Source organism: Sinorhizobium prairiense, from assembly GCF_029201645.2.
GTDB classification, from domain to species: domain Bacteria; phylum Pseudomonadota; class Alphaproteobacteria; order Rhizobiales; family Rhizobiaceae; genus Sinorhizobium; species Sinorhizobium meliloti_A.
In genome coordinates this window covers 743,838-769,344 of sequence record NZ_CP104133.1, presented here as the reverse complement: position 1 = coordinate 769,344, position 25,507 = coordinate 743,838, and the positions used below count along the sequence as shown (strand labels likewise).

The window sequence follows — 25,507 nt, the reverse complement described above, 5'->3', positions numbered from 1 at the left end:
TGAACCGGCTGGCTGCCAAAAGCGCGCAGATCTGTAGGTATGGGAGGCTCCGGTCCGGGAAGATTCACACAACGGAGCGTTTCAGTGTTCCTGAAACGCTCCGCGATTTAGAAAGACTAATCGCTGCGAGGAGGTTACTCCCGGACCGACTGCTGCAGGCGATCCTTGGCCGCGTCATGCACTTCCAGCGCCGCATCGCCGGCCTTGTCGAGGATTTCCTGCCCGGCCTCCATGGCTTGCGCCACGCCGGCATTCGCCCTGGCCGCGAGATTGGACCGCACATCTTCCGCCATTTCGCCCAGTGCCTCGTCCTCGGCCTCGCTGTGGGGCAGCGCCGCCCCGATTGCCGCACCGACGGCAAAGGCGAGCGCTCCGCCGACAAGCGGCTGGTCGCGGAAATGCCTCAAGATGGCGGCGTTGAGCTGCGCGCCCTGTTCTTCGAGTGACCGGCCGGCACCCTGCATGCTGCCGGCGAGAGACCTGCCGGCTCCCGTCACCGAATCGGACATACGGCCCGCTGCGGCGCTCACCTGTCTCCACGTCCGGGACGCCCAGCCGGACGCTTCGTCGAACAGGGCGCCGGTCTCGTCCCTGATATCTTCGATCTGCTTGCCTGCCGCGTCGGTAAAGCCGCGATAGATCTTCCCGGCCGGGTCGACGAAGTGGCCGGCCCGCCGGCCGGCATCGTCCGTCAGGGCGCGGAAGCGGCTGCCGCTTTCATCCGTGAAGTGACTGTAGCGCTCGCCGAAGCTCGCCTCCACCGGCCCCACTCTCCGGACGGAGCCCCTTACGGGTGCAAGCGGGTAATCATCCGCATCGTCATTCCCCTCCCCGTGTCGCGGCGCGCGCGAGGCGGGGTCGGCGATCAGCCAGGCGAGGCTTACCCCCATCAGGGCAACCGGGATCGGGTTTGACTTGAGCGCCACGCCGAGATTGCTCAGATATTCGGATCCGCCGCTCGTTTTTGCATATTCGAGCAGTTCGTCCATTAGTTCTCCCGGCGACATGCGCTCCTGAATTTCGTGGAGCTTTTCCTCGATTCGCTGGCGATCGGCCTCTATTTCGCGCTGCAGTTCGGCAGCGGAGTGGGTGTGTGCGGAATCGTTCATTGCAGTCTCTCCTTCACCACGTTCGCGTCGCGCTGCAGGGAGGCGGCCGTCCGATCGAACTGGATGCTGCTGCCCTTGAGCGCCGAGAGGCCGCGCGAAATCATCACCCAGGCAAGCAAGGCAACAACCACGCCGACGATGGCCGCCGACAACGCATCGGCATTCGCTTCGGTCATGCCCTGAGCCACGAGGAAGGCGCCCAGACCCTGGACGACGGCACTCAGCAGCACGCCGACTGCGCCTATGGCAAAGATCAGCCCGACGAGCAGCGTCTCGAGGCTGCCGACCGCCCGATTGAGATTCTCGGATGCCTCGGCTTTCGCGAGGTCGATTTCCTTCCGGAAAAGACCGGATATATCCGCCACCAGACCGGTCATCAGTTCCGTCAGGGGGCGCTCGTCCCGATGATTAGCCATTATAGCGTTCCTTCTCGCTTGATTGACGGGTCCGTCCCGAAGCATCCCGTCCGTCGCGGCGTGGAGGCGAAGCGGTGAGGAACCGACTTGCGGCCAGTCCTGCGATCGCGGCCATGCCGAGGAAGGCGAGTGGCTGCTTTCGGCCGAAATCTTCGACCATTCCGGCGATCTCGCCGAGATTGCGGCCCTCTGCCTTGCGTGCGAAGCCCTGGAGCGACGTGCCGATCTGCTTTGCATAGCGGCCGATGGCCCGTTGATCCGATTGTTCGAGTTCGTTTCCGACCTTCTCGAGTGCGTCAGCAACACCGCTCAACTGGCGTGCTGCCACGTTTTTCTCATCCTCGACGGCGCGGCCGACCGCCGCCTTTGCCTGTTCCGTCTGTTCACTGGCGAACTCTTTGAACTCGTTCACGTCTTCACGCACGGCGTTCTCGAGGCTGCGGTCACCCGCCTCCCCCTGTCCGCGGGTGTCACCAGCTTGCACGCCGCTCACGCGCTCGATGCCTTGCGCGGACGTCAAAGGCCTGCCCAAGGGATCGCCGGACCCGCGGCCGCTTGTGTCATTGGTCATTCTCGGTTCCTCCCATGCATAACGGGGATCGTTATCGTCTACGCAATCAAACGAGCCATTTGGAGCCTTGTTCCCTGCAAAGCGCCGCAGGCCTTCCCTTGCGTGCTTCGCTTGTTCAGGAAACCTCCCGTTGCAGCCATCTCGCCGCCCGGCGATCAGCGGGGCCGGTTCTCCGGCGACTGTTCGTAAAGTTCCTCGACCTTGCGCTTCTGCGCCTGCTTTTCGGCACGCGAGAGCGGCCTCTGCTTCAGGATGGCATAGGCGACCGCAGCGCCGAGTATGAAGGCGCCACCGCCGGTGACAAAAAGCCAGAAATAGTTCGTCAACATCGTCGTATCTCCTCAAATGCAGCCAACCGTGTCGGCCGCCGAAGGTTCCGGGCGGTCCTGTTTCCGCGGCATGCCCGGGCCCGTGCCGGAGCGCTCATTGCGCCGGAACCGAGTGTCTGCTCGCGGGTTTGACCGACGTCGACGAACCAAGCCAAGGAGGAGATCATGGCGAGGAACAGGAGCTGGAGCCGGGACGTCTACGAGAGCTATCCCGAATCGGACCGGCGCCGGCGCGGCCAAACCTACGAGGACGAGAGGCGCCGCGCCTTGACTGCCGGTCCGCGGCTTACGGACTACGAGAGCTCGGAGTATTTTGCCGGTAACGAGCCGGGCCGCTCCGGCACATATCGCGGCCGCGATGACAGCTGGGAACGGGAACGCGCATACGGTCCAGGTCACTTCGGCGGTGGAGGCTTTTACCGCGACGACGACTATGGCGAGGACTATCCCCGCCTCGGCAGGGGCTACGGGGAGCGCGGCTTTCTCGAACGCGCCAGCGACGAAGTCGCGTCCTGGTTGGGCGACAAGGGCGCCGAGCGTAGACGCGAGATGGACCAGTATCGCGGCAAAGGTCCCAAGGGCTACATCCGTTCGGACACCCGCATCCAGGAAGATGTGAGCGATCGCCTGAGCGACGACGGAATGCTCGACGCCTCCGATATCGCGGTCTCGGTCACCAATGGCGAAGTCCAACTGAGCGGTTTGGTCGATTCCAAATGGGCCAAACGCCGCGCCGAGGACTGCGCCGAGGCCGTCTCCGGCGTGAAGCATGTCCAGAACAGCCTTCGCATCCGCCCATCGGGAGGATCACCCGGCTGGAATGCCGGCAACACCGATCGCAACATCGCTTGAGAGGCAGGCATCCGGGGGAACGGCACTTCCGGGAAAAGTGTGTCGCTCTTCCGTCCGGGAGGGCGCTGGATCAATGGCTAAAGCGGCAGCGACCCGAGGTGGGATCAACGAACAAGGCGCGCCCGACATTTCATGGCGTAAAAAGTTCCCCATCTGCTCGCATCGAAGACTTTGCAGCCGCCCCGGCGAGCATGTGCACTGCAAGGAACTTTCTTAGGACCATCCGGTTGTAAGAATCGAGAGGCCGCACAACGGCCGATAGGAGCGGTTACCCCCGCGTGACCGACAAAGCTTATGCAAACGGCATTGTTCATCGCGATCCCCGCCCTCCCGCTGGGAGCGGCGCTCGTGCTTCTGTGGTTCGGTCCTCTGTGGCGCCAGCAAGCCAGCCCATGGAACCGCTCGTCCACCTGGTGCCCCGGATCCACCATCCTCGACCGCCAGGCGCCGTAGCGGTGCCTCGACAGGATTTGATGCAGGCAGGCCGGCGAATAAGCGTGGCCATCGTCGGCGTCGTGCGGCGAAGGCCGACGCCTCGCCGCAGACACATGCCGTTACAAAAGTCCCGCCCGGCCGACACATCGTCAATACACGCGGTCGTTCAAATAACCGCACTGGCATCGAGGACGAGCCTCTGCCAAAGCGGAAAGGATGACCTCTATGAAGAAGACGTCTCGGATCTTGGCGGCCGCGCTGCTGGTCGTTGGAAGCGGATTGGCATTGCAAGCGGCCAAAGCACAACAGGCGGGACTTCACCGCACCGATCTCTTGCAGCACGATCTCGGCCAGCCGGGCCGCGAAACGATCCAGGTGCGCGTCGATTTCGATCCCGGTGCCGTCTCCATCAAGCACTCCCATCCGGGCGAAGAGGTAGCCTATGTGCTCGAAGGCTCGTTGGAATATCAGCTCGAGGGGAGAGCGCCGGTCACGCTCCATGCCGGCGATGCCCTGTTCATTCCGGCCGGGGTGGCTCATCTCGCGAAGAATGTCGGAAGCGGCAAGGCATCGGAACTCGCGACATACATAGTCGAAAAAGGCTCCCCGCTTGTCGTTCCGGCCAAGTGAGCGTCCGTCATGGATGCCGAGAACCGCGGCGCGACAACAAACCGGCGGCTCCGTGCTCCCGCCGGTCTCAACCGCGTGGATAGAGGCGGACATTTCGCCGCGTAAGAAGGGCCGGATCTCTTCAGCGCCGAGCTGCGTGCCGCTTTCCGGTCCTTGCGTCGACCCCCGCATTACGGCACAGGCATGAGCCGGTGAATACTGCTGTCACGGTATTCTCGTTCTGATAAGAAATGGCGGTCAAAGGGGTGTCTTGCCATGGAGCACATCGATCACATCCTGATCGTCGATGACGATCGGGAAATCCGCGAGCTTGTGTCGGCTTACCTGAAGAAGAACGGTTTGCGCGTGACCGCCGTCGCCGACGGGCGGCAGATGCGGACCTTCCTGGAGGCGAATACGGTCGATCTGATCATTCTCGATCTGATGATGCCGGGCGACGACGGCCTCGTCTTGAGCCGCGAACTGCGTGTCGGCAGACACAAGGCGACGCCCATCGTCATGCTGACCGCCCGCTCGGACGAGATGGATCGCATCATCGGGCTGGAAATGGGCGCCGACGACTATATCGCCAAACCGTTCTCGGCGCGCGAACTGCTCGCCCGCATCAAGGCGGTCCTGCGGCGCGCGCGAATGCTGCCGGCGAACCTGCAGGTCTCGGAGGCGGGTCAGCTGTTGCGTTTCGGCCAATGGAGGCTCGACACGACGGCAAGGCATCTCATCGATGCGGACGGTACTGCGATCGCGCTCAGCGGCGCCGAATATCGGCTGCTGCGCGTCTTCGTCGATCACCCCCAGCGCGTTCTCAACCGCGACCAGCTCCTCAACCTCACACAGGGGCGCGAGGCCGAACTCTTCGACCGATCTATTGATCTCCTGGTCAGCCGGGTTCGCCAGCGGCTCGGCGACGATGCCCGGGAGCCGACCTATATCAAGACCGTCCGCAGCGAAGGCTATGTTTTTTCGGTGCCGGTCGAGATCGTGGAGCCCCGCTGATGGCGGCGCGGTCGATTCTCCATGGTATTCACCTGTGGCCGCGCACACTCAGGGCGCGGCTTTTCGTTATCCTTCTCACCGGCTTGGCGGTCGCCCACGCCATGTCCTTTGCGGTTCTGTTCTCGGAACGCTACATCGCCGCCAGGTCGGTGATGTTCAATACGCTCGAAACCGACGTCGCGACGTCGATCGCCATTCTCGACCGGCTCCCCGCGAGCGAACGCGCCGCCTGGCTGGGCCGGCTCGCTCGCGGATCCTACCGCTTCGTCCTGGGGCCGGGCATGCCCGGCAGTCCCGTGCTCAATGAAGCCGACGCCGAGGTCGCCGACAAGGTCCGGGCTGCCATCGGTGCGAAATATCCGATCGAGGTCGAATCCGTCCCCGGCGGCGTCCGCCGTCTTCAGGCACATCTTCGCTTGAGCGACGGTGAGCCGCTGACGATCGACGTCACGCCAAGGGGCGTCATGCCGGTTGCCGACTGGCTGCCTTACGTTCTCGTCGCTCAGCTCTCCCTTCTGGTCCTGTGCAGCTGGTTGGCAGTGCGGCAGGCCACCCGCCCGCTCGCGGATCTGGCGAAGGCCGCCGACACGCTGGATCCGAACAGCAAGACGCCGCGCCTCAGCGAGACCGGACCGAGGGAAGTCGCCTATGCAGCGACGGCATTCAATGCGATGCGGGATCGCATCGCGCAGTATCTGGAGGAGCGCGTGCAGATACTGGCCGCGATCTCGCATGACCTGCAAACACCGATCACACGGATGAAACTCCGAGCGGAAATGGCCGAAGCGTCCATCGAGAGAGACAAGCTGATGAGGGATCTGGACGAGGTCGAACGTCTCGTCAGGGAAGGTGTCGCCTATGCACGCAGCGCCCACGGCAAGGACGAAAAGGCTACCCGCATCGATCTCGCCTCGTTCATCGAGAGTTTGGCCTATGATTATCAGGATACCGGCAAGGCCGTGACTTTCGGCAAATTGGCGGACGGCGCAATCGTGACCCGGCCGCACGCCTTGAGACGGATTCTCACCAACCTGATCGACAATGCGCTGAAGTTCGGGGGCAGCGCCGAGATCGAGGTTCAGCGCCGTGCCGAGGGCACAGTGACCATAAACGTCCTCGATCGCGGTCCCGGCATTCCGGAAGACCAGCTCGAAGCAGTTCTGCAGCCCTTCTTCCGCCTGGAGCAATCACGCAGCCGGGATACGGGCGGGACCGGGCTCGGCCTCGCAATCGCCCAACAGCTCGCGACGGTCATCGGCGGCTCCCTGACCTTGCGCAACCGTGACGGCGGCGGCCTTGCCGCGGAGCTTTCCCTGGAGCGTTTCCCTGTTTCATCAAAACAGTGAAACGCTCACCTTTAAAACGACGCACTTCCCGGAAGTGCTCCAAGGGCTGCCTGAGGAGCTATCGACCCCGTCTGATCCAAGAGACGGGCAGCTTACCAAACGAACGGGGCGGTCTGGACCGCCCCGTTATGCACGATCGTTTCAGGTTGCAGTGTCTCAGGCCGGCTGCGGCTCGCCGGACTGCTCCCGGACAATGTAATCGGCGTACCAGATGGGCCAGTCCTCGTCCCGGTGTCCGAGCTGCTTTTCGTACTCGCCGTGGGCTGCTTCGGCGCGGCGGAACGCGGCTGCGAGATCGGCGGCCGAACCGAACGCCGTCGCGTCCGCGTCGACGCGGCCGGGCAATCGCGTGGTGACCTCCTGGAAAAGCCAGCCATTGCCGTCCGGATCGCGGAACGAAGCGTAGGAGCGATAGCTGCGGCGCTCGGGATCAGGGCCGTCGACACGATGCGTTCCGAACAGATACGGTTCGTCGCTCCCGGCATTCACGTCGCCCGCATGGAACACCTCGCTGACATCGACGCCGCGGCCGCGCAACTCCTCGCGGGCGGCCTCGATGTCGGAAACGATGAGGTACAATCCCTGCGCAGAACCCGGTTCCGCATCGGTCACATGCCTTCCGAAGATGACCGAGGCACCCGATCCGGGCGGGGTAAACTGTATCACGCGGTAGTCGTCGGCACCGGCAAAGTCGGCGTCGAGCCTCCAGCCGAGGCTCGTGTAGAATTCCTTTGCGCGATCGACATCCGACACGGGTACGACGATAACTTCGAGCTTCATATCGACCGGCCGGGCTCTTTCGCTATTGATTGCGGTGGTCATGTCATTCTCCTCTTGTCTGGGAGGCGCCAGGCGCCATGTGCCTTCTTGGTTGACGATGCGGGACGGAAGCTGCATGCCTCGTCCGACTGTCGAGACACATATGCCGCCCCGCACGTGTATGGGATGTTTCGCAAGGGGGCGGAATTTGTAAGCCAATCCGCACGGGACCGCCGGCGGATACAGTTCGATACGAGGACATTGCTCCGCAGGCGAAAGCGATCAGAAACGATCGACGTCGACGACCGCCTGGGCAAAAGCCTGTGGGGCTTCCTGCGGCAGGTTGTGACCGATACCGCCCGAGATCAGCCGGTGCTCGTACTTGCCGGAGAACTTCTTGGCATAGGCCGCGGGCTCCGGATGCGGAGCGCCATTGGCATCGCCTTCCAGGGTGATCGTCGGAACACCGATCACCGGCAGTTCGGCAAGCCGGGCTTCCAGCCCATCATATTTGCGCTCGCCGTCGGCAAGGCCGATCCGCCAGCGGTAATTATTGATGGTGATGTCGACATGATCCGGGTTGTCCAAGGCCTCAGCGCTTCGATTGAAGGTGGCGTCGTCAAAATCCCATTTCGGCGATGCGAGCTGCCAGATGAGCTTCGCGAAGTCCTTCCGGTACTGTTCGTAGCCCGCGCGCCCGCGCTCCGTGGCGAAGTAGAACTGGTACCACCAGGCAAGCTCCGCCTTCGGGGGCAAAGGCTTCTTATTGGTTTCACGGCTGCCGATCAGATAGCCGCTCACCGAAACCAATGCCTTGCAGCGCTCCGGCCAGAGTGCGGCGACGATATTGGCGGTGCGTGCGCCCCAATCGCAGCCGGCGATGACGGCCTTCTCGATGCCGAGCGCATCCATCAGGGCGACGATGTCGGCGGCGATCGCCGCCTGCTGACCGTTGCGCGGTGTGTCGGGGGATAAAAATCGCGTCGTGCCGTAGCCACGCAGATAAGGAACGACCACCCGGTAGCCCGCATTGGCGAGCAGGGGCGCCACATCGACATAGGTGTGGATGTCATAGGGCCAGCCATGCAGCAGGATGACCACGGGGCCATCGCTCGCGCCCGCCTCGGCATACCCGATGTTGAGGACACCCGCGTCGATCTGCCTGATCTTAGCGAAAGATGTATTGGTCCCCGGCGTTGTCGCCGGAATGCGAGCCTCGCTCGTTGATTTTGCGAGGGCGCCGCGTCCAACGCCGAAATGCGCCGCAGCGACGGTCAATGCCGCCATTCCCATGAACCGCCGCCGCCGCAGATTGAATTCCCCTGTCATCGAACTTCTCCGGATAGTGTGAACCACAGCCGTGAAATGCGATGGTGATGTATCTCGAATGTGAGCCCGCCCGACCGCAATTGAAAGCCCGTGTACCGTTTCACGGCCGCCGATACAGTAGGCTACAATTCACGCGCGCCAGACCTCACGGCACCGACGCGCGCTCTCCTCTCTTCTTTCATCCGAATGTAAAAACGAAGGCTTCAACGCCGGGATCGAGAAAGCGTATCTCGAACGTCCGTTCGCGCACTTCTCCCGACTGCCTTACGAGCTGATAGAGGCGCGTCTCGCCCACCGTTCCATTGCCGTCGGAATTGATGTCCGAACCGTGATCCGGGCCCGGTGCTACACCGTCGACTTTCACCTGAAAGCGCACCTTGCCGCCGTTTTTCGCAGGGCCGAGGACAAGGTGCAGATCGCGCGCGCTGAACTTGTAGGTGATTGCGCCCCCGGCCCGATTGAGTGTCGCCTGCTCTGCACCAACCGTCCAGTTGCCGGCGAGACTCCATTGATTGAGCCGAGGCTTGCCGGCGGTATAGTCGCGCGCCGCATCGGCTGCGACACGCTCCGGCGACACGAAGTTCGAAGCGCGCATGTAGCCGACATAATCCTCGCCCGACTGGAGGTGGGCGAGATCGGGCGCGGCTTCTGCACCCGTCGCATCCGGCCGCACGAAACCACTGTCGCTCCGGCTACTCCCTGCCGCTTCCGCGAGCAGCTCCTGTATGACGCGCTCCGACCGCGCATAATCGCCCTCACCGAAGTGATGGTGTCTGATCCGCCCTTCTGCATCGATGAAATAGTGCGCCGGCCAGTAGCTGTTGCCGAAGGCGCGCCAGATCGCGAAATCGTTGTCGATCGCAACGGGATAGCGGATATCAAAGTCCGTCACTGCACGCTTGACGTTGTCGATGCGCTTTTCGAAGGCGAATTCGGGCGCATGCACGCCGATCACCACCAGCCCCTGGTCCCGGTACTTCTCGGCCCAGGCGCGGACATAAGGGATCGTACGGATGCAATTGATGCAGGAGTAGGTCCAGAAATCGACGAGCACGACCTTGCCGCGCAGCTGTTCCACGCTCAAAGGCTTCGAGTTGACCCACTCGACGGCTCCGTCCAGCGGCGGGAACATGCCTTCCACCGGCAAGTCGCTTCGGTAGGCCGGTCGCTCGCCGTCGGCGGCCGTTGACGCGCTCGCCCTCTCCTCGACGGGTTCGTCCCGTACACGGTCGAGGAGCGACTGCTCCAGGGCTGCGGTGCTTGCATAGGAGAGGCGCGCAAGCTGCCCCGTATCGAGCCCCAGCGCGATTGCGGCAACGCCGGCAAGGACGGCAATGCCGAGGCCCTGCCGGAGCCGCTCGCCAAGGCCGAGTGAGCGCTTCATCGCCGCAAAAACTCTCCCCCGGCAAGAACGGCCAAGGCGAGCGAAGTCGCCGCGCCGGCAGCATAGGCCGCCAGCAGAAGCGTGGTCTCGACATTCGCACCATGGAGGGCGGCGCCGGTCAGCACCAGGCCCAGAATTGGGCCCGCGCAGGGCGCCCGAAGAAGTCCGGTTGCAACACCGAGAAGGAGAGACGCTCCGACGCTCGGCTGCTGACCGGCCACCCTTTGTGAGAGCCGGCTGCCGAGTGCGACGGCCGGACGAGTGAACAGGGCCGCGGCCCGCTTCGAAAGCAGGGTCACGCCGAAACCGGCGAGCACTGCGATCGCCGCATACCGCCCGGCCACATTCGCGTTCACCGCCCAGTCCCCGCCGAGCGCGGCGAGTGTTGCCACGCCCGAGAATGTGAGAACCATGCCGACGAGCATCGGTAGAACGCTCCTGGCGAAGGGCTGGCCGGCCCGCGAAAACACGAAGGGCAAGACCGGGAGGATGCAGGGGCTGAGGATGGTCAGCACACCTGCAAGATAAGCTATCGTGAAAAGGATCATTTTCGTCCCTCTGCATTGGACCTGCGCCTCTCGCGGCGGCGGTCGCGCTTGACACGCGGAGCATGGGACCAGAGCGAGGTATCCCGATTGTGTCTCGTAACGAGGGGATCTGTATCGAAGTGCAGAAAGCCTCACGGGCCTTCTGCAGCATCATGCCAGCCGGCAAGGATGACTACTGTAGAAGCTTCAGCAGTTCTCTGGCGGCGGATGTGGACGACGACGGGTTCTGGCCGGTGACCAGCCTGCCGTCCACAACCGTGAAGTCGGCCCAATCCTCGGCCTTCTCGTAGCGCCCGCCGAGGCGCTTCAATTCGTCTTCGACCAGGAAGGGCACGACATCGGTCAGTTGAACGGCCTCCTCTTCGGAATTGGTGAAGCCCGTGACGCGCCTTCCCTTGACGATGGGCTCGCCGCGATGCGTGACCTGTGTCAGGACGGCCGGGCCGTGGCAGACGGCGGCGACCGGCTTGCCCGCGTCGTAGAAGCCTTCGATAAGGGCGATGGAATTCCTGTCGTTGACGAGGTCCCACATCGGACCGTGTCCGCCCGGATAGAACACCGCGTCGTAGTCCTCCTGGTTGACTTCACCGAGCTTCAGAGTATTTGCCAATGCTTCCCTCGCTGCGGGGTCCTCCTTGAAGCGCTCCATCGCTGCAGTCCGGCTGGCTGGCTCATCGCTCTTGGGATCGATCGGCGGCTGGCCGCCCTTGGGCGACGCGATCGTGACCTCCGCCCCGGCGTCCTTGAAGACGTAATAGGGCGCAGCAAACTCCTCCAGCCAGAAGCCGGTCGGCTTGCCTGTGTTGCCGAGCCGGTCATGCGAAGTCAGAACCATCAGGATCTTCATGGTCATTCTCCTTCGTTGAAGCGCTTCCAAGCGCAGGATCGCGCGGATACGCAGCCTATTCTCGAGCCGTGACCGTATGTTGGCGAGGCTCTCGCGGACCGCCGGCCAGTACAGCCCTGCCACCATCATTTGCGTATTGCCGTCTTCGGGTGAATACTCGCTATGTGGCAGTCACTGTACCGGGGAACGGCAGAATAATGGACCGCATCGATGCAATGAAAGTTTTCGTCGCCGCGATCGACGAAGGCAGCCTCGCCGGGGCGGCCCGCCGGCTGAAGCGCTCGCCCACGGCGGTGAGTCGCGCCTTGAGCTTCCTGGAAGCGCATGTCGGTGTCGAGCTTCTGCATCGAACCACCCGCACCCTCAAACTGAGTGAAGCAGGCCAACGCTATGCGGCTGCCTGCCGAAGGGTGCTAACCGACCTCGAGGAAGCCGACATGCTCGCAGGAGGCGAGCGCTCCGCACCCCGTGGGATGTTGACGATTTCGTCGCCACCAATCCTCGGGGAGGAAATACTTCGTCCCATCCTGGATGATTTTCTCGATCTCTACCCGACCGTTTCTGTCCGGCTTCTTCTCCTCGATCGCTTCGTCAACCTGGTGGACGAAGGCGTCGACATTGCGCTGCGCATCGGCCAACTGGCAGATTCGTCGCTCATCTCCACCCGGCTCGGCGGCGATGTGCGGCGCGTCGTGGTCGCCTCGCCTCGGTACCTCGCCAATCACCCCCGCATCGAAGAACCGGCCGATCTCGCCAGGCACCAAATACTGGCCTTCACCAATTTCGGTCTGGAATCCTGGAGCTTCACCCCGGCGAAGGGCTCGTCCCTCCCCAGGACGATCCAGTTTAAGCCCAGATGCATCGTCAACAGCGTGCGCGCAGCCGCCGCTTCGGCGGCTGCCGGGCGCGGCCTGACGAGGCTTTATTCCTATCACGTCGCGGAATATGTGAAGGACGGGCGCCTGGAGATCGTGCTCTCCGACGCCGAGCATCCGCCCCTGCCGGCGCATTTGCTCGCACCGCAGGGCCGAATGTCGGTCCCGAAGGTCCGCGCCTTTGTCGACTTTGCGGCGCCGCGTCTGCGCTCCGAATTTGCGCGCATGGCAGCGGAGGCGGGGACGCTTACCTGATTATGCCGAAATCCGGTCGAGTGTCTGTCAAGTGCCGGCAATTCTCCCAAGGATCGCACCGATCTAATTTCGATCGCACCAACGCCGAGGGCGGAGGGCGGACGCAGGAGGCGGCCGCTGCGATCGAGAAAGGATCACATCAATGCGTAACGAACAGAAAGTCGTCGTCATCACCGGCGCCTCGCAAGGCATCGGCGCCGGACTGGTTCGCGCCTATCGTGACCGGAACTACCGCGTCGTCGCGACCTCCCGGTCCATCAAGCCGAGCGCCGATCCGGATATCCATACCGTCGGGGGCGACATCAGCAAGCCGGAGACCGCCGACCGGATCGTGCGCGAGGGGATCGAGCGCTTCGGCCGCATCGACTCTCTGGTGAACAATGCCGGCGTTTTCCTCGCCAAGCCGTTCGTCGAAATGACCCAGCAGGATTACGACCACAATCTCGGGGTGAATGTCGCCGGCTTCTTCCACATCACCCAGCGTGCCGCAGCGGAAATGCTGAAGCAGGGTTCGGGCCATATTGTCAGCATCACCACCAGCCTGGTCGATCAGCCGATGGTCGGCATGCCCTCCGCACTCGCGTCGCTCACCAAAGGTGGCCTGAACGCGGTGACCCGGTCGCTGGCGATGGAGTTTTCCAGGAGCGGCGTCCGCGTCAACGCGGTCTCCCCAGGAGTAATCAAGACCTCGATGCATCCGGCTGAGACGCATTCGACGCTCGCCGGCCTGCACCCGGTCGGCCGGATGGGCGAAATTCGCGACGTCGTGGATGCCGTCCTCTATCTCGAAAATGCGGGATTCATCACCGGCGAGATCCTTCATGTCGACGGCGGTCAGAACGCGGGACGCTGGTAAACGGCATATCGCCCTGCGACGACACACGAACCAGATCCGCAAAGGAGACTGCAATGCCTATCGTCACCGTACAGGTTACCCGCGAGGGAAGCGCACCCGGCCGCGACTCGGTCACCGCCGAGGAGAAGGCCGCGATCATCAGGGGCGTCAGCGAAGTGCTGCTCGATGTCCTGAACAAACCGCTTGAATCCACCTATGTGGTTATCGAGGAAGTCGATCTCGATAACTGGGGCTGGGGTGGCCTCCCGACGGTGCAATACCGCCGGCAGCGCGCGGAGGCGGCACAATTCTGAAACCGGCTCATCTGCCCCGCCGCTCGTGGCACGCTTCACTTTAGAAGCGTGCCGACACATTTAACGGTCATGCCCGGCCGCGATAATTCATGGCGACGACCGGCGGCGCCGAAAGCTGTTCGACTTCAAGCGTCAGGCGATCGCGAAGCGGAGACCGGGTGCAAACCGGGTCCGTTGCGCTCGCGTCGCCGGCAAGCGCCATCGCCTGGCAGCGGCACCCACCGAAATCCACCTTCTTGCGCTCGCAGCTCCGACAGAGCTCCGGCATCCAGTCCTCGCCGCGATAGGCATTGAACGCATTGCTCTCGTACCAGATGCTGGAAAGTGATTTTTCGCGCACGTTCTCGAAGGAGAGGCTCGGAATGGTTTCCGCGGCATGGCATGGAAGCACCCGCCCCGACGGCGTGACGTTCAAGCCGACGCGGCCCCAGCCGCCCATGCAGGCTTTCGGATACTTCGAATAATAATCGGCGGGCACATAGTCGATCACCAATAGGCCTTGATACTTCTCGCGTGCTTCGGCGACGGTTCGCGTAGCGCGCTCGACCTGCTCGCGGGTCGGCATGAGAACCTCTTTGTTGCGCTCGGCCCAGCCGTGGAACTGCACGGTGGCGACTTCGATGCGTCGCGCCTTCAGCCGGATCGCCAGCTCGATCATCTCATCGATCTCGCCCATGTTCTGCCTGTGGCAGACGGCGTTCAGCGTCAGCGGTATAGCGGCATCGGTCGCCCAGCCTGCAACCGCCATTTTCCGTTCATAGCCGCCTTTGTACCCGCCGATCCGATCGGCGCTTTCGGGAGAAACGCCCTGGATGGAAAGTTGAATATGGTCGAGCCCCACCTCGGCGAGACTGTTCATTCTCGCTTCCGTCAGTCCCACGCCCGAGGTGATCAGGTTGGTGTAAAGGCCCAGCGAACTCGCCGCCTGCGTCAATTCGACGAGGTCCCGGCGCGCGGCAGGCTCCCCGCCGGACAGGTGCAGATGCAGAACGCCGAGATCGGCGGCTTGCGCGAAGACGCCTGTCCATTCCTCGGTCGACAGTTCTTCCTTGGCTTGCGTCAGGGCGATCGGGTTGGAGCAATAGGGACAGGCGAGCGGGCAGCGATGCGTCAGTTCGGCCAGCATGGCCATCGGTGGGGGAACACGCGGGATGGCGCGCACAATATCGGCTGGTCGGGCGATGGTATCGCTCATTGGACGATCTCCAGCATGCGGCGGACCGAGAGCTCCTGGACGAAAGTCCTGACATCCTCCGCGATCTCTTCGACCGGGGCGTCGAACTTCTCGGCAAAGTCGGCGGCGATCCGGTCAAGGTTCCGTTCGCCATCGAGAGCCTGTACGATGGCGACGGCGATGTCGTCCACGGCCATGGCACGCTCCGGAGCCAGAAGCACAGTCTGGCCGCGGACCGGATCCTCATGCAGCCGGACCCCTCGTGCCAGCTTGACGACGCTCGATCCTGAAATCTCGGGCGCGTCGGCCGTCATTCCGGCGCCTCCCGTGCTCTCGGCTCGCGGATCACCCCCTCCCGGCCGTCCCAGGCCCCCGGCGGAATGCGCCCCGGCGTGACATAGGCCGAATAAAGTGCATCGAGCTGGGCCCAAAGAACATTCGTCTTGAAGGTGAGAGCCTGAGCGGCAGCGTCCTGCTTTTCCCGCGTATCGGCATGGTCGAGGACATAGGCGAGGCCGAACTCGACATCCCGGGGCGCCTCCGCCAGCCTCTGGCGGAAGTAGGCGAGCGCCGCGTCATCGGCGAAGGCGTAGTGCTCCAGCAGCCCGGCAATGCGCTCCGAGTGGATCTTCGGCGCAAAAAGCTCCGTCAACGAGGAGGCCACCGCCTCGAGGAGCGGCTTCTCACGCACGAAGGAAACATAGGCGTCCACGGCAAACCGGGTCGACGGCAGAACGCCCCTTGCCGAGCCGACATAGGCTGGATCGAGTCCGACGGCCTCGGCCAGACGCAGCCAGCGCCGGATGCCGCCGCCCTCTTCGACGCCGCCGTCGTGATCTTCGATGCGGGAGCGCCAGGCCCGGCGCATATCCGGGTCGTCGCAACGCGACAGAAAGGCCGCATCCTTCATGGGGATGCGGCTCTGGTAATAATAGCGGTTGATCACCCAGGCGCGGACCTGCGTCGTCGTGCAGCCGCCGCCATGGAGCATCGCATGAAACGGATGCTTGTCATGATAGCGCTCCTTGCCGATCTCCAGCAGGCGGGCATGGAAAGCTTGTCTGTCAGTTGCCGTCGTCACAGCCGGACCTCCATGCCGTCATAGCCGATCTCGAAACCGCGGGCCTCGACGCGCTCGCGCTCGGTGCCGGCCCGCCAGATCGGGTTGGTGTTGTTGATATGGACATAGATCTTTCTGCGGATGTTCAAGAGATCGAGCGCCTCGAGACTGCCGCCCTCCCCGTCGATCGGCATGTGGCCCATGCGACGGCCTGTCTTGCGGCCGGTCCCGGTCAGGATCATCTCGTCATCGGAAAAGAGCGTGCCGTCGAAGAAGACGGCATCGGCATCGCGCAGGCGCGCGGCGAGACTATCCGTCATCACGGCGCAGCCCGGAACATAATAGACCCGCCTGTCGCCGGCCTTCAGTTCGACACCGACCGTGTGCTCGCCCTCGATACCCAGATCGGGCTCGCCGTCCTCCAGAAAGAGCGGCACCTTGCCCGGAACGGCGAAGAGCCGTGCATCGAGGCCCGACAGCGGAGAGAACGCCTCATCGATTTCAATGGTTTCTCTTGAAACCAGTTCCGGGTCGAGGACCTGGAAAACCGGATTGTCGGCGACGATCCGGCCGACCGCGCCGGTCGAAAATAGGGTGAATGCCTGCTTCTCCCGCAAGACGAGAAGTCCTGCCAGATGGTCGATATCGCCATTCGTCAGCACCACGCTCTCGATGGGGCTGTGACGAAGGCGGCGCGGCTGAAGCGGCCGATTGATTTGGACCTGCTGGCGGATGTCGGGGGAGGCGTTGAAGACGGCCCAGCTCTCACCCTCGAGACTCACCGCGAGCGACGACTGCGTTTGCGGTCTGAGGCCGGAGGCCGGATCGCGCGCCATCGCGCAGTTGCGACAGCCGCAATTCCATTGCGGGAGACCGCCGCCGGCGGCGGCCCCCAAGACGATGATGCGAAGATCGGACGTTTTGTTCACCGGGATACCTGATGCCTTACCGATCCTCGTCAAGCTGGCCTTCAGAAGAGGATCGGTTCATCCCCGTCCGCAGGAGCATAGCGGGTGATTTCCATAGCGCAGCTGACTTCGATGAATTTCGGTTTATGCCAGGCCATACTTCCTCCATTCGCCCGTGGGGTCGTTGTGCTCGCTCCCGTTCCGGCAGGCGCCCTTGCGGTCGGGGCGGGCATGAAACCAGGCAGGACCTATAGCAGTCGCTGCCCGGGTCAAGGGCCGGAACGGCAGTCCGCTGCTCCGGCAGAGCCCGGCGGCGCCGTAGCCGGGCTTTTAGGCATCGTAAAGTCTCCTCTTGGGGCGCATGGTAGCAAGCGATGTGGTGCCCCACAATTACGACCTAGGTGTCGGTCGCCGCCGCCTTCCGCCCACATGAAGCTCACCTCTAGCCGAATGCGTTGGCTGGATAAGGCTTGCTGACCACAGGCAGATAGCGCGCTCCGGACGCCAGCACGAACCGCTCGAAAGCCTGCATGGCCGGGGTGGCGGCACGGTCCAGGCGCGACACGGTAAACCACTGCCGGCGGATCGGCGTGTCGACCACGTCGAGGATCACGAGCCTGCCGAGCTTTACCTCCTGTTCTATCGTATGGGCCGAGATGAAGGCGATTCCGAGACCGGCGATTACGGCCTGCTTGATCGTCTCGTTCGAGGCGATCTCGGTGCCGAGCTCCTCGAGCTCGTGCGGCGTGTCGCTCAGGAAGATCTCGAGGGAGATACGCGTTCCCGATCCTTTTTCGCGCACCAGGAACTGTTCCTGGGCGATCCGCTCCCGTGAAATCTCCAGCACGCCCGCGAGCGGGTGACCGGCGGGGGCGATGAAGACCAGTGGATGATCGCCGAACACCTGCGCCCGCACCTCGAAATCGCGCGGCGGCCGCCCCATCAGAGCGATGTCGATCTCGTGGTCCCGCAGCTTGGCGATGATCTCGGCCCGATTGCCGATGAAGAGATTTATCTCCACGGCAGGAACCTGATCGCGAAAGGCGGCAATGAGCTGCGGCGCGAAATATTTCCCCGTCGACACGACTCCGAGGCGCAACCGTCCGGTTCTGAGCCCCTTGATGGCATCTATCGAGTCCTCGAGGGCAATGAGGCTGTCCTCGATCGCCCGCGCCGCTTCGAGAAAGGCAAGGCCGTAAGCCGTCGGCACCATGCCGCCGCGCGTGCGGTCGAAGAGCGCAATGCCCGCATCCCGTTCCAGATGCTGGATCTGCAGGGTGAGCGCCGGTCCGGTCAGTCCCAAGGCTTCGGCGGCGAGGTTGATCTTCCCCAACCGGCAAACGGCTTCGACGGTGCGGAGCTGGCGAAAGGTCACGTTGCGCATAGATCAAAGTAAGTAAATTTAACTTATGAAGTCAAATGAATAAATTTTACAAACTCCCCTTTTACGCCATCCTTCCCTCGACAGCGTGCGGAGGAGACATCATGTCAGGCGCAACTCTCGAAGCATACCTCGCTTCATGCACGGCCCGCGGCGACGACCTTACGCGGGACGTGGCCGCCGTGATCCAGAGGCTGGCTAAGGCCGCTCTCGACATCCGCAAGCTCGTCGGCCAGGGAGCGCTCGGCACCGCTTTCAACGGCACCCACGGCAGCAGCAACACGGATGGCGATCTGCAGAAGGACCTCGACATCCTGTGCGACGACCAGTTCCTGTCGTCGCTGCAAGGCGCCCCCGTCGCATGCTACGCCTCGGAAGAACTGGAAAATCCCGTTCTGCTCGACCCGGCTGCGCGCCTCGCGGTTGCCATCGACCCGCTCGACGGCTCTTCGAACATCGATAACAACGTTTCCATCGGCACGATCTTCTCGGTGCTTCCCGCCGCCAAGGGGCCGGACGTGGACCCCTCCCAGTCCTTCCTGCAACCTGGAAACCGGCAACTGGCGGCGGGCTTCTTCATCTACGGGCCGCAGACCGCTCTGGTGCTGTCGCTCGGCAAGGGGACGGAGATCTTCGTCTTCTCCAGCAGGCTCGGATGTTTCGTCGAGGCCTGCAAGTCGGCCAGCATCCCGGAGCGCGCGCACGAATTCGCCATCAACATGTCGAACTACCGGCACTGGGAAGAAGCCATCCGGCTCTATGTCGACGACTGCCTGGCAGGCTCCGAGGGGCCCCGCGAGCGGGATTTCAACATGCGCTGGATCGCCTCGCTCGTCGCGGAAACCTATCGCATCCTCATCCGCGGCGGGATCTTTCTCTATCCCGCCGACGGCCGGAAGGGATATAACCAGGGCCGGCTGCGGCTGGTCTACGAGGCGAACCCCATCGCCTTCATCATCGAGAATGCCGGCGGCGCGGCCACCACGTCCATCGACCGCATTCTCGATCTCGTTCCGGAAAATCTGCACCAGCGCGTGCCTCTGGTTTTCGGCTCCCGCCGCGAGGTGGCGCGCATCACCCGCTATCACGTCGACCCGAACATGATTGGCGAACGCGCTCCGCTCTTCGGCAAGCGCGGTCTGTTCCGGGCCTGAGGAGAAAAATATGTCGGCCAAATACCCCATCATCTCCATCACAGGTTCGTCCGGCGCCGGCACCACGACCGTCAAGGACACTTTCGAGAAGATATTCAAGCGCGAGAACATCTCGGCGTCCTTCATCGAAGGCGATGCCTTTCATCGCTTCGACCGGGAAACCATGCGCAGCAAGATCGCGGAGGAAAAAGCCCGAGGCGTCGACTTCACGCATTTCTCCGCCGAGGCGAACGAACTGGAGATCCTCGAAAGCGTCTTTGCCGAATATGGCCGGCGCGGGGTCGGGCGCACCCGTCACTACGTGCACGACGAGGCCGAGGCCGCGAAATTCGGCTCGGACCCAGGCACGTTCACCGACTGGGAAGAATTCCGCGACAGCGATCTTCTCTTCTACGAGGGGCTGCATGGCTGCGCCGTCACCGACACGGTCAATCTCGCCCAGCATTGCGACCTGAAGATCGGCGTCGTGCCCGTCATCAATCTCGAATGGATCCAGAAGATTCATCGCGACAAGGCGACCCGCGGCTACTCCACCGAGGCCGTGACCGACACCATCCTGCGGCGCATGCCCGACTATGTGAACTATATCTGCCCGCAGTTCTCCCTGACGGACATCAATTTCCAGCGCGTGCCGATCGTCGACACGTCCAATCCCTTCATCGCCCGCTGGATACCGACGCCGGCCGAATCCATCCTGGTCATCCGCTTCGCCAAGCCGCAAAGCATCGATTTCCCCTACCTGCTGTCGATGCTGCACAACAGCTACATGTCGCGCGCCAATTCCATCGTGGTGCCGGGCGACAAGCTCGATCTCGCCATGCAGCTGATCTTCACCCCGCTCATTCACAAGCTGCTCGAGCGCAAGCACCGCATGTCGTGAGGAGGACATCATGAATGTTTCGCAGCAGATCGGACCCCGCGCCGCCTCGGAGCGTAGCATGGCCGATGCCATCCGGTTTCTTTCCATGGACGCCGTCGAGAAGGCCAACTCCGGCCACCCCGGCATGCCGATGGGCATGGCCGACGCGGTGACGGTCCTCTTCAACCGCTTCATCAGGATCGATCCGTCACGCCCCGACTGGCCGGACCGGGACCGTTTCGTGCTTTCGGCCGGCCATGGCTCGATGCTGCTCTATTCGCTCCATCACCTCATCGGCTTCGCCGATATGCCGATGGCCGAGCTTTCATCCTTCCGCCAGCTCGGCTCGAAAACGGCCGGCCACCCCGAATACGGCCATGCCCTCGGTATCGAGACCACCACCGGACCGCTGGGCCAGGGGATCTCGACCGCTGTCGGCATGGCGATTGCCGAACAAATGATGGCCGCCCGCTTCGGCAGTGCGCTCTGCAACCACTTCACCTACGTGGTCGCCGGAGACGGCTGTCTGCAGGAGGGGATCAGCCACGAGGCGATCGACCTTGCCGGACATTTGAAATTGCGCAAGCTCATCGTGCTGTGGGACGACAACCGGATATCGATCGACGGCTCCACCGATCTCTCCACCTCGATGAACCAGCTTGCGCGTTTCCGCGCCGCCGGCTGGGATGCGCAAGCCGTCGACGGCCACGACCCCGGCGCGGTGGCAAAAGCGATCGAGCGGGCGCGCAGGACCCGAAAGCCGTCGCTGATCGCCTGCCGCACCCGCATCGGCAAGGGTGCCGCCAGCATGGAGGGCTCGCACAAGACCCACGGCGCGGCGCTCGGCGAAAAGGAGATCGCTGCCACACGCGAAAACCTCGCCTGGCCGCATCCGCCCTTCTTCGTTCCATCTGAGATCAAGGCTGCCTGGGAAAAGGTGGCGGCGCGGGGCCGCTCGGCCCGCGAGGCCTGGGAAATCCGCCTCGACTCTTCGCGCTCGAAAAAGCGCTACGAGCAGACCATAGGGCGGCAGCTCGACGGCGAGGTCGGCGATCTGCTTGCAAGATTCCGGGACGCGCATCGTACAAGGGCTACGAAGGTCGCGACGCGTCAGGCCTCGCAGATGGCTCTGGAAGTCATCAACGGCGCCACCGCGTTGACGATCGGCGGCTCGGCGGACCTGACCGGCTCCAACCTGACGCTGACCTCGCAGACCCAGCCCATTTCGTCGGGCAATTTCAAGGGCCGCTACCTGCATTACGGCATCCGCGAGCACGGCATGGCGGCCGCCATGAACGGCATCGCGCTCCATGGCGGCTTCATCCCCTATGGGGGCACTTTCCTGGTCTTTTCAGACTATGCTCGCGGTGCGATGCGCCTTTCGGCCCTCATGGGCCTGCCCGTCATCTATGTGCTGACGCATGATTCCATCGGGCTCGGCGAAGACGGACCGACGCACCAGCCGGTCGAGCATCTGGCCATGCTGCGCGCCACGCCCAACCTCAATGTCTTCCGGCCGGCCGACATCATCGAGACGGCAGAATGCTGGGAGATCGCGCTTGGCGAGAAGAACACGCCGAGCGTCCTCGCCCTTTCGCGGCAGGCCCTGCCGATGCTGCGCCGGACAAACGGGAACGAGAACCTGTCGGCGCTCGGGGCCTATGTCCTGAGGGAAGCGCGCGGCGACCGGGACGTCACGCTTCTTGCCACGGGATCCGAAGTCGAGATCGCCGTAGCCGCGGCGGAGCGCCTGCAGGCCGAAGAAGGCATAGCAGCGGCGGTGGTCTCCATGCCGTGCTGGGAGAAGTTCGAGGCTCAGGACGCGGCCTATCACAGGCAGGTCCTCGGAGATGCACCGCGCATCGCCATCGAGGCGGCGGGCCGCCTCGGCTGGGACCGTTGGATGGGCCCCGACAGTGCCTTCGTCGGCATGACGGGCTTTGGTGCCTCGGCACCGGCCGGAGACCTCTACCGCCATTTCGGCATCACCGCCGACCATGTCGTCGCAGAAGCCCTGGAGCTTCTCCGCCGGGCTTACCCGGAAACGCCGCCAGCAGGTGCCCGGACCGGCAATCCGGTCGCCCACATCGTCAGATCATCCGAGGAGGCATGACAATGGCCCGCATCACGCTTCGCCAATTGCTCGATCACGCCGCCGAACGCAGCTATGGCGTGCCGGCATTCAACATCAACAACATGGAGCAGGGGCTTGCGATCATGGAGGCGGCGCGCGCCTGCGACGCTCCCGTGATCCTCCAGGTCTCCCGTGGTGCCCGCTCCTACGCGAACGACGTCATGCTCGCCAAGATGATGGAAGCTTTGGAAGAGATGTATCCGGACATTCCGCTCTGCATCCACCAGGATCACGGCAACAATGTCGCGACGTGCCTCACGGCGATCCAGCACGGCTTCACCTCGGTGATGATGGACGGCTCGCTGAAGGAGGATGCCAAGACCCCTGCCGATTACGACTATAACGTCTCGATCACGGCAGAGGTGAGCCGCCTCGCGCACATGGTCGGCGCCTCGGTCGAAGGCGAACTCGGCTGTCTCGGTTCGCTCGAGACCGGCCATGGCGAGGCCGAGGACGGCCACGGCTTCGAAGGCGCGCTCGACCGTTCGCAACTGCTTACCGATCCGGACGAAGCCGCCCGCTTCGTCGCCGAGACCGGCGTCGATGCGCTGGCCGTCGCCATCGGCACCTCGCACGGGGCCTATAAGTTTACCCGCAAGCCGACCGGCGAAGTCCTCGCTATGGACGTGATCGAGAAGATCCATGAGCGGCTGCCGAACACCCATATCGTCATGCACGGCTCCTCCTCCGTACCGCAGGAATGGCAGGACGTTTTCAACGCCCATGGCGGCCAGATGCGCGAGACCTACGGCGTCCCCGTCGAGGAGATCGTCCGTGGCATCCGCTTCGGCGTGCGCAAAGTCAATATCGACACCGACCTGCGCCTTGCCGCAGCCGCTGCCTTTCGCCGCGTCGCCGACACGAGCCGCACCGAATTCGATCCCCGCAAATTCCTGAAAGCGGCCATGGAAGCCATGTCGTCGGTCTGCAAGGCGCGTTTCGAGGCCTTCGGCACCGCCGGAAACGCATCCCGCATCAAGGTCGTGCCGATGTCGGAGATGGCCCGCCGCTACGCAAGCGGCTCCCTGAAATCCCAGCCTGAGCGGTCGGAAGCCGCCTGATCGCATCCATTCAGAGGAAAGGACCCCAACCATGAACGCCGACGCAAAGACAGAGATCAAGGGCCGCGAACGTTACAAGGCCGGCGTGCTGAAATACGCCCAGATGGGCTATTGGAACGGAGACTACGAGCCGAAGGACACCGATCTGATCGCGCTCTTCCGCATCACGCCGCAGGACGGCGTCGATCCGATCGAAGCGGCCGCCGCCGTCGCCGGCGAAAGCTCGACGGCCACATGGACAGTCGTCTGGACCGATCGCCTGACGGCCTGCGATCAATACCGCGCCAAGGCCTACCGGGTCGATCCGGTGCCGGGAACGCCGGGGCAGTATTTCTGCTATGTCGCCTACGACCTCATCCTCTTCGAGGAGGGGTCTATCGCGAACCTGACCGCATCGATCATCGGCAACGTCTTCTCGTTCAAGCCGCTGAAGGCGGCAAGGCTCGAGGACATGCGCCTGCCTGTCGCCTATGTGAAGACCTTCAGGGGTCCGCCGACCGGCATCGTCGTCGAGCGCGAACGGCTCGACAAGTTCGGCAAGCCGCTGCTGGGTGCCACGACCAAACCGAAGCTCGGCCTGTCGGGCAAGAACTATGGCCGCGTCGTCTATGAGGGGCTGAAGGGCGGCCTCGACTTCATGAAGGACGACGAGAACATCAATTCGCAGCCCTTCATGCATTGGCGCGACCGGTATCTCTACTGCATGGAGGCCGTCAACCATGCTTCCGCCGTCACCGGCGAGGTAAAGGGGCACTATCTCAACATCACTGCCGGCACGATGGAGGAAATGTACCGCCGAGCCGAATTCGCCAAGGAGCTCGGCTCGGTCATCGTCATGGTCGATCTCATCGTCGGCTGGACTGCGATCCAGTCCATATCGGAATGGTGCCGGCAGAACGACATGATCCTGCACATGCACCGGGCCGGTCACGGCACCTATACGCGGCAGAAGAACCACGGCATCTCCTTCCGCGTGATCGCCAAATGGCTGCGGCTCGCCGGCGTCGACCACCTGCATGCGGGCACGGCCGTCGGCAAGCTCGAGGGCGACCCGCCGACGGTGCAGGGCTACTACAATGTCTGCCGCGAAATGAAGAACGAGGTCGACCTTCCGCGCGGTCTGTTCTTCGAGCAGGACTGGGCGGACCTCAAGAAGGTCATGCCGGTCGCCTCGGGCGGCATCCATGCCGGCCAGATGCACCAGCTGCTCGATCTTTTCGGCGACGATGTCGTACTGCAATTCGGCGGCGGCACGATCGGTCATCCGATGGGCATCCAGGCAGGGGCCACCGCCAATCGCGTCGCCCTGGAAGCCATGGTGCTTGCCCGCAACGAGGGGCGCGACATCGCCCACGAAGGTCCCGAGATCCTGCGGGCGGCGGCGAAGTGGTGCAAGCCGCTGGAAGCGGCCCTCGATATCTGGGGCAATATCAGCTTCAACTACACCCCGACCGATACGTCGGATTTCGTGCCGAGCGTAACCGCGGCCTGACAGACACGAGGGCCTGACGGACCCGAACTGACGGACAAGAAGAGAAGGAGAGACGACATGCGTATCACCCAGGGATGCTTCTCGTTCCTGCCGGACCTGACCGATGAGCAGATCACGGCACAGGTGGAATATTGCCTCGGAAAGGCTTGGGCTATCGGCGTCGAATATACCGACGACCCGCACCCCAGAAACACCTATTGGGAAATGTGGGGCAATCCGATGTTCGACCTCAAGGACGCCAAAGGCGTGATGATGGAGCTCGAGGATTGCCGCAAGGCCCACCCGCAGGACTATATCCGCCTCAACGCTTTCGATTCCAGCCGCGGCCTGGAGACGGTGACAATGTCGTTCATCGTCAACCGCCCCGAAAACGAGCCGAGCCTCAGAATGACCCGGACGGAGAGCAACGGCCGCAGCCAGCATTATATGTGGGAAACGCAGCGATAGGAGGAGCGAC

At 63.3% G+C, this 25,507-nt stretch carries 27 protein-coding genes and 1 pseudogene; 14 read left to right on the top strand and 14 right to left on the bottom strand.

The genetic code is table 11. The features are described 5' to 3' along the window. Positions 1 to 134: 134 nt before the first annotated feature. The 4 genes from N0Q91_RS26900 to N0Q91_RS26885 all read right to left on the bottom strand — a co-directional run bounded on the left by N0Q91_RS26900 (position 135) and on the right by N0Q91_RS26885 (position 2,425). Positions 135 to 1,109 (bottom strand): DUF3618 domain-containing protein, encoded by a 975-nt coding sequence (locus N0Q91_RS26900; RefSeq protein WP_275599669.1) that lies wholly within the window; start codon positions 1,107 to 1,109, stop codon positions 135 to 137. Further along, complete coding sequence (locus N0Q91_RS26895; RefSeq protein WP_018098028.1) at positions 1,106 to 1,525, bottom strand: phage holin family protein; 420 nt, start codon at positions 1,523 to 1,525, stop codon at positions 1,106 to 1,108. Before N0Q91_RS26895 ends, N0Q91_RS26900 begins: the two co-directional genes overlap by 4 nt. Next, positions 1,518 to 2,096 (bottom strand): nutrient deprivation-induced protein, encoded by a 579-nt coding sequence (locus N0Q91_RS26890; protein WP_100672530.1) that lies wholly within the window; start codon positions 2,094 to 2,096, stop codon positions 1,518 to 1,520. Before N0Q91_RS26890 ends, N0Q91_RS26895 begins: the two co-directional genes overlap by 8 nt. A gap of 155 nt (positions 2,097 to 2,251) precedes the next feature. Continuing rightward, positions 2,252 to 2,425 (bottom strand): hypothetical protein, encoded by a 174-nt coding sequence (locus N0Q91_RS26885; RefSeq protein ID WP_080662009.1) that lies wholly within the window; start codon positions 2,423 to 2,425, stop codon positions 2,252 to 2,254. 165 nt (positions 2,426 to 2,590) lie between these two features. Between N0Q91_RS26885 and N0Q91_RS26880 the strand changes: the two genes are divergently transcribed. The 5 genes from N0Q91_RS26880 to N0Q91_RS26860 all read left to right on the top strand — a co-directional run bounded on the left by N0Q91_RS26880 (position 2,591) and on the right by N0Q91_RS26860 (position 6,681). After that, on the top strand, positions 2,591 to 3,277 hold the full coding sequence (locus tag N0Q91_RS26880; RefSeq protein WP_275599668.1) for a BON domain-containing protein: 687 nt from the start codon (positions 2,591 to 2,593) through the stop codon (positions 3,275 to 3,277). 294 nt (positions 3,278 to 3,571) lie between these two features. Further along, complete coding sequence (locus tag N0Q91_RS26875) at positions 3,572 to 3,730, top strand: hypothetical protein (protein WP_275599667.1); 159 nt, start codon at positions 3,572 to 3,574, stop codon at positions 3,728 to 3,730. Between the two features lie 207 nt (positions 3,731 to 3,937). Continuing rightward, positions 3,938 to 4,342 carry a cupin domain-containing protein gene (locus N0Q91_RS26870; protein ID WP_018098034.1) on the top strand — a complete coding sequence of 135 codons (405 nt, stop codon included), beginning with the start codon at positions 3,938 to 3,940 and terminating at the stop codon, positions 4,340 to 4,342. A gap of 255 nt (positions 4,343 to 4,597) precedes the next feature. Further along, a complete protein-coding gene (locus N0Q91_RS26865) occupies positions 4,598 to 5,335 on the top strand; it encodes a response regulator (RefSeq protein WP_275599666.1) in 738 nt (245 codons plus the stop codon). After that, positions 5,335 to 6,681: an ATP-binding protein gene (locus tag N0Q91_RS26860; RefSeq protein ID WP_275599665.1), complete on the top strand. Its 1,347-nt coding sequence runs from the start codon at positions 5,335 to 5,337 to the stop codon at positions 6,679 to 6,681. The genes N0Q91_RS26865 and N0Q91_RS26860 overlap by 1 nt, the downstream gene beginning before the upstream one ends. Positions 6,682 to 6,837: 156 nt before the next feature. On the opposite strand, the gene N0Q91_RS26855 is transcribed toward N0Q91_RS26860, so the two are convergent. The 4 genes and pseudogenes from N0Q91_RS26855 to N0Q91_RS26840 form a co-directional block, all read right to left on the bottom strand. Continuing rightward, positions 6,838 to 7,578: a VOC family protein gene (locus N0Q91_RS26855; RefSeq protein WP_275599664.1), complete on the bottom strand. Its 741-nt coding sequence runs from the start codon at positions 7,576 to 7,578 to the stop codon at positions 6,838 to 6,840. A 144-nt stretch (positions 7,579 to 7,722) separates the two neighbouring features. After that, positions 7,723 to 8,769: an alpha/beta fold hydrolase gene (locus N0Q91_RS26850; RefSeq protein WP_275599663.1), complete on the bottom strand. Its 1,047-nt coding sequence runs from the start codon at positions 8,767 to 8,769 to the stop codon at positions 7,723 to 7,725. 178 nt (positions 8,770 to 8,947) lie between these two features. Further along, a pseudogene (locus N0Q91_RS26845) lies at positions 8,948 to 10,701 on the bottom strand (cytochrome c biogenesis protein DipZ). Between the two features lie 172 nt (positions 10,702 to 10,873). Next, a complete protein-coding gene (locus tag N0Q91_RS26840) occupies positions 10,874 to 11,548 on the bottom strand; it encodes a type 1 glutamine amidotransferase domain-containing protein (RefSeq protein ID WP_180980824.1) in 675 nt (224 codons plus the stop codon). A gap of 197 nt (positions 11,549 to 11,745) precedes the next feature. Here N0Q91_RS26840 and N0Q91_RS26835 point away from each other — a divergent pair, with 197 nt between their 5' ends. The 3 genes from N0Q91_RS26835 (at position 11,746) to N0Q91_RS26825 (ending at position 13,827) form a co-directional block, all read left to right on the top strand. Next, the gene (locus N0Q91_RS26835) at positions 11,746 to 12,678 is read left to right on the top strand and encodes a LysR family transcriptional regulator (protein ID WP_275599662.1); all 933 of its coding nucleotides are present in this window, start codon (positions 11,746 to 11,748) and stop codon (positions 12,676 to 12,678) included. Positions 12,679 to 12,820: 142 nt separating this feature from the next. Further along, on the top strand, positions 12,821 to 13,534 hold the full coding sequence (locus tag N0Q91_RS26830; protein WP_275599661.1) for an SDR family NAD(P)-dependent oxidoreductase: 714 nt from the start codon (positions 12,821 to 12,823) through the stop codon (positions 13,532 to 13,534). A gap of 53 nt (positions 13,535 to 13,587) precedes the next feature. Continuing rightward, positions 13,588 to 13,827 carry a tautomerase family protein gene (locus tag N0Q91_RS26825; RefSeq protein ID WP_275599660.1) on the top strand — a complete coding sequence of 80 codons (240 nt, stop codon included), beginning with the start codon at positions 13,588 to 13,590 and terminating at the stop codon, positions 13,825 to 13,827. A gap of 67 nt (positions 13,828 to 13,894) precedes the next feature. Here the strand turns inward: N0Q91_RS26825 and pqqE are convergent, their stop codons facing one another. The 6 genes from pqqE to N0Q91_RS26795 form a co-directional block, all read right to left on the bottom strand. Beyond that, a complete protein-coding gene (pqqE, locus tag N0Q91_RS26820) occupies positions 13,895 to 15,022 on the bottom strand; it encodes a pyrroloquinoline quinone biosynthesis protein PqqE (protein WP_275599659.1) in 1,128 nt (375 codons plus the stop codon). Continuing rightward, a complete protein-coding gene (pqqD, locus tag N0Q91_RS26815; protein ID WP_018098044.1) occupies positions 15,019 to 15,315 on the bottom strand; it encodes a pyrroloquinoline quinone biosynthesis peptide chaperone PqqD in 297 nt (98 codons plus the stop codon). Before pqqD ends, pqqE begins: the two co-directional genes overlap by 4 nt. Further along, the gene (gene pqqC, locus N0Q91_RS26810; protein ID WP_275599658.1) at positions 15,312 to 16,082 is read right to left on the bottom strand and encodes a pyrroloquinoline-quinone synthase PqqC; all 771 of its coding nucleotides are present in this window, start codon (positions 16,080 to 16,082) and stop codon (positions 15,312 to 15,314) included. Before pqqC ends, pqqD begins: the two co-directional genes overlap by 4 nt. Then, entirely contained in the window at positions 16,079 to 16,990 is a 912-nt protein-coding gene (gene pqqB, locus N0Q91_RS26805; protein ID WP_275599657.1) for a pyrroloquinoline quinone biosynthesis protein PqqB, read from the bottom strand. Before pqqB ends, pqqC begins: the two co-directional genes overlap by 4 nt. Before the next feature lie 41 nt (positions 16,991 to 17,031). Next, the gene (pqqA, locus tag N0Q91_RS26800) at positions 17,032 to 17,127 is read right to left on the bottom strand and encodes a pyrroloquinoline quinone precursor peptide PqqA (RefSeq protein WP_003528714.1); all 96 of its coding nucleotides are present in this window, start codon (positions 17,125 to 17,127) and stop codon (positions 17,032 to 17,034) included. A 284-nt stretch (positions 17,128 to 17,411) separates the two neighbouring features. After that, on the bottom strand, positions 17,412 to 18,353 hold the full coding sequence (locus tag N0Q91_RS26795) for a LysR family transcriptional regulator (protein WP_100672546.1): 942 nt from the start codon (positions 18,351 to 18,353) through the stop codon (positions 17,412 to 17,414). A 101-nt stretch (positions 18,354 to 18,454) separates the two neighbouring features. On the opposite strand from N0Q91_RS26795, the gene N0Q91_RS26790 reads away from it, so the two are divergent. The 6 genes from N0Q91_RS26790 to N0Q91_RS26765 are packed head-to-tail and all read left to right on the top strand — an operon-like array spanning position 18,455 to position 25,497. Beyond that, positions 18,455 to 19,504: a class 1 fructose-bisphosphatase gene (locus N0Q91_RS26790; RefSeq protein ID WP_275599656.1), complete on the top strand. Its 1,050-nt coding sequence runs from the start codon at positions 18,455 to 18,457 to the stop codon at positions 19,502 to 19,504. Between the two features lie 10 nt (positions 19,505 to 19,514). Beyond that, a complete protein-coding gene (locus N0Q91_RS26785; RefSeq protein WP_100672548.1) occupies positions 19,515 to 20,384 on the top strand; it encodes a phosphoribulokinase in 870 nt (289 codons plus the stop codon). A 10-nt stretch (positions 20,385 to 20,394) separates the two neighbouring features. Further along, a complete protein-coding gene (gene tkt, locus N0Q91_RS26780) occupies positions 20,395 to 22,476 on the top strand; it encodes a transketolase (protein ID WP_275599655.1) in 2,082 nt (693 codons plus the stop codon). 2 nt (positions 22,477 to 22,478) lie between these two features. Next, positions 22,479 to 23,558 (top strand): class II fructose-bisphosphate aldolase, encoded by a 1,080-nt coding sequence (fba, locus tag N0Q91_RS26775; protein ID WP_275599654.1) that lies wholly within the window; start codon positions 22,479 to 22,481, stop codon positions 23,556 to 23,558. Between the two features lie 31 nt (positions 23,559 to 23,589). Continuing rightward, entirely contained in the window at positions 23,590 to 25,050 is a 1,461-nt protein-coding gene (locus N0Q91_RS26770; RefSeq protein ID WP_010975100.1) for a form I ribulose bisphosphate carboxylase large subunit, read from the top strand. Between the two features lie 57 nt (positions 25,051 to 25,107). Then, the gene (locus N0Q91_RS26765; protein ID WP_018098053.1) at positions 25,108 to 25,497 is read left to right on the top strand and encodes a ribulose bisphosphate carboxylase small subunit; all 390 of its coding nucleotides are present in this window, start codon (positions 25,108 to 25,110) and stop codon (positions 25,495 to 25,497) included. Positions 25,498 to 25,507: the final 10 nt, after the last annotated feature.

Excerpts from the sequence above, each read along its gene's own strand:
- N0Q91_RS26860 (WP_275599665.1), top strand. The coding sequence starts at position 5,335 with ATGGCGGCGCGGTCGATTCTCCATGGTATTCACCTGTGGCCGCGCACA.
- N0Q91_RS26835 (WP_275599662.1), top strand. The coding sequence starts at position 11,746 with ATGGACCGCATCGATGCAATGAAAGTTTTCGTCGCCGCGATCGACGAA.
- N0Q91_RS26790 (WP_275599656.1), top strand. The coding sequence starts at position 18,455 with ATGTCAGGCGCAACTCTCGAAGCATACCTCGCTTCATGCACGGCCCGC.
- N0Q91_RS26885 (WP_080662009.1), bottom strand. The coding sequence starts at position 2,425 with ATGTTGACGAACTATTTCTGGCTTTTTGTCACCGGCGGTGGCGCCTTC.
- N0Q91_RS26875 (WP_275599667.1), top strand. The coding sequence starts at position 3,572 with ATGCAAACGGCATTGTTCATCGCGATCCCCGCCCTCCCGCTGGGAGCG.
- N0Q91_RS26895 (WP_018098028.1), bottom strand. The coding sequence starts at position 1,525 with ATGGCTAATCATCGGGACGAGCGCCCCCTGACGGAACTGATGACCGGT.
- N0Q91_RS26825 (WP_275599660.1), top strand. The coding sequence starts at position 13,588 with ATGCCTATCGTCACCGTACAGGTTACCCGCGAGGGAAGCGCACCCGGC.
- N0Q91_RS26785 (WP_100672548.1), top strand. The coding sequence starts at position 19,515 with ATGTCGGCCAAATACCCCATCATCTCCATCACAGGTTCGTCCGGCGCC.
- N0Q91_RS26855 (WP_275599664.1), bottom strand. The coding sequence starts at position 7,578 with ATGCAGCTTCCGTCCCGCATCGTCAACCAAGAAGGCACATGGCGCCTG.
- pqqA (WP_003528714.1), bottom strand. The coding sequence starts at position 17,127 with ATGGCCTGGCATAAACCGAAATTCATCGAAGTCAGCTGCGCTATGGAA.
- N0Q91_RS26830 (WP_275599661.1), top strand. The coding sequence starts at position 12,821 with ATGCGTAACGAACAGAAAGTCGTCGTCATCACCGGCGCCTCGCAAGGC.
- N0Q91_RS26865 (WP_275599666.1), top strand. The coding sequence starts at position 4,598 with ATGGAGCACATCGATCACATCCTGATCGTCGATGACGATCGGGAAATC.
- tkt (WP_275599655.1), top strand. The coding sequence starts at position 20,395 with ATGAATGTTTCGCAGCAGATCGGACCCCGCGCCGCCTCGGAGCGTAGC.
- N0Q91_RS26890 (WP_100672530.1), bottom strand. The coding sequence starts at position 2,096 with ATGACCAATGACACAAGCGGCCGCGGGTCCGGCGATCCCTTGGGCAGG.
- N0Q91_RS26900 (WP_275599669.1), bottom strand. The coding sequence starts at position 1,109 with ATGAACGATTCCGCACACACCCACTCCGCTGCCGAACTGCAGCGCGAA.
- N0Q91_RS26880 (WP_275599668.1), top strand. The coding sequence starts at position 2,591 with ATGGCGAGGAACAGGAGCTGGAGCCGGGACGTCTACGAGAGCTATCCC.
- N0Q91_RS26850 (WP_275599663.1), bottom strand. The coding sequence starts at position 8,769 with ATGACAGGGGAATTCAATCTGCGGCGGCGGCGGTTCATGGGAATGGCG.
- N0Q91_RS26870 (WP_018098034.1), top strand. The coding sequence starts at position 3,938 with ATGAAGAAGACGTCTCGGATCTTGGCGGCCGCGCTGCTGGTCGTTGGA.
- N0Q91_RS26795 (WP_100672546.1), bottom strand. The coding sequence starts at position 18,353 with ATGCGCAACGTGACCTTTCGCCAGCTCCGCACCGTCGAAGCCGTTTGC.
- N0Q91_RS26765 (WP_018098053.1), top strand. The coding sequence starts at position 25,108 with ATGCGTATCACCCAGGGATGCTTCTCGTTCCTGCCGGACCTGACCGAT.
- fba (WP_275599654.1), top strand. The coding sequence starts at position 22,479 with ATGGCCCGCATCACGCTTCGCCAATTGCTCGATCACGCCGCCGAACGC.
- N0Q91_RS26770 (WP_010975100.1), top strand. The coding sequence starts at position 23,590 with ATGAACGCCGACGCAAAGACAGAGATCAAGGGCCGCGAACGTTACAAG.
- pqqD (WP_018098044.1), bottom strand. The coding sequence starts at position 15,315 with ATGACGGCCGACGCGCCCGAGATTTCAGGATCGAGCGTCGTCAAGCTG.
- N0Q91_RS26840 (WP_180980824.1), bottom strand. The coding sequence starts at position 11,548 with ATGAAGATCCTGATGGTTCTGACTTCGCATGACCGGCTCGGCAACACA.
- pqqE (WP_275599659.1), bottom strand. The coding sequence starts at position 15,022 with ATGAGCGATACCATCGCCCGACCAGCCGATATTGTGCGCGCCATCCCG.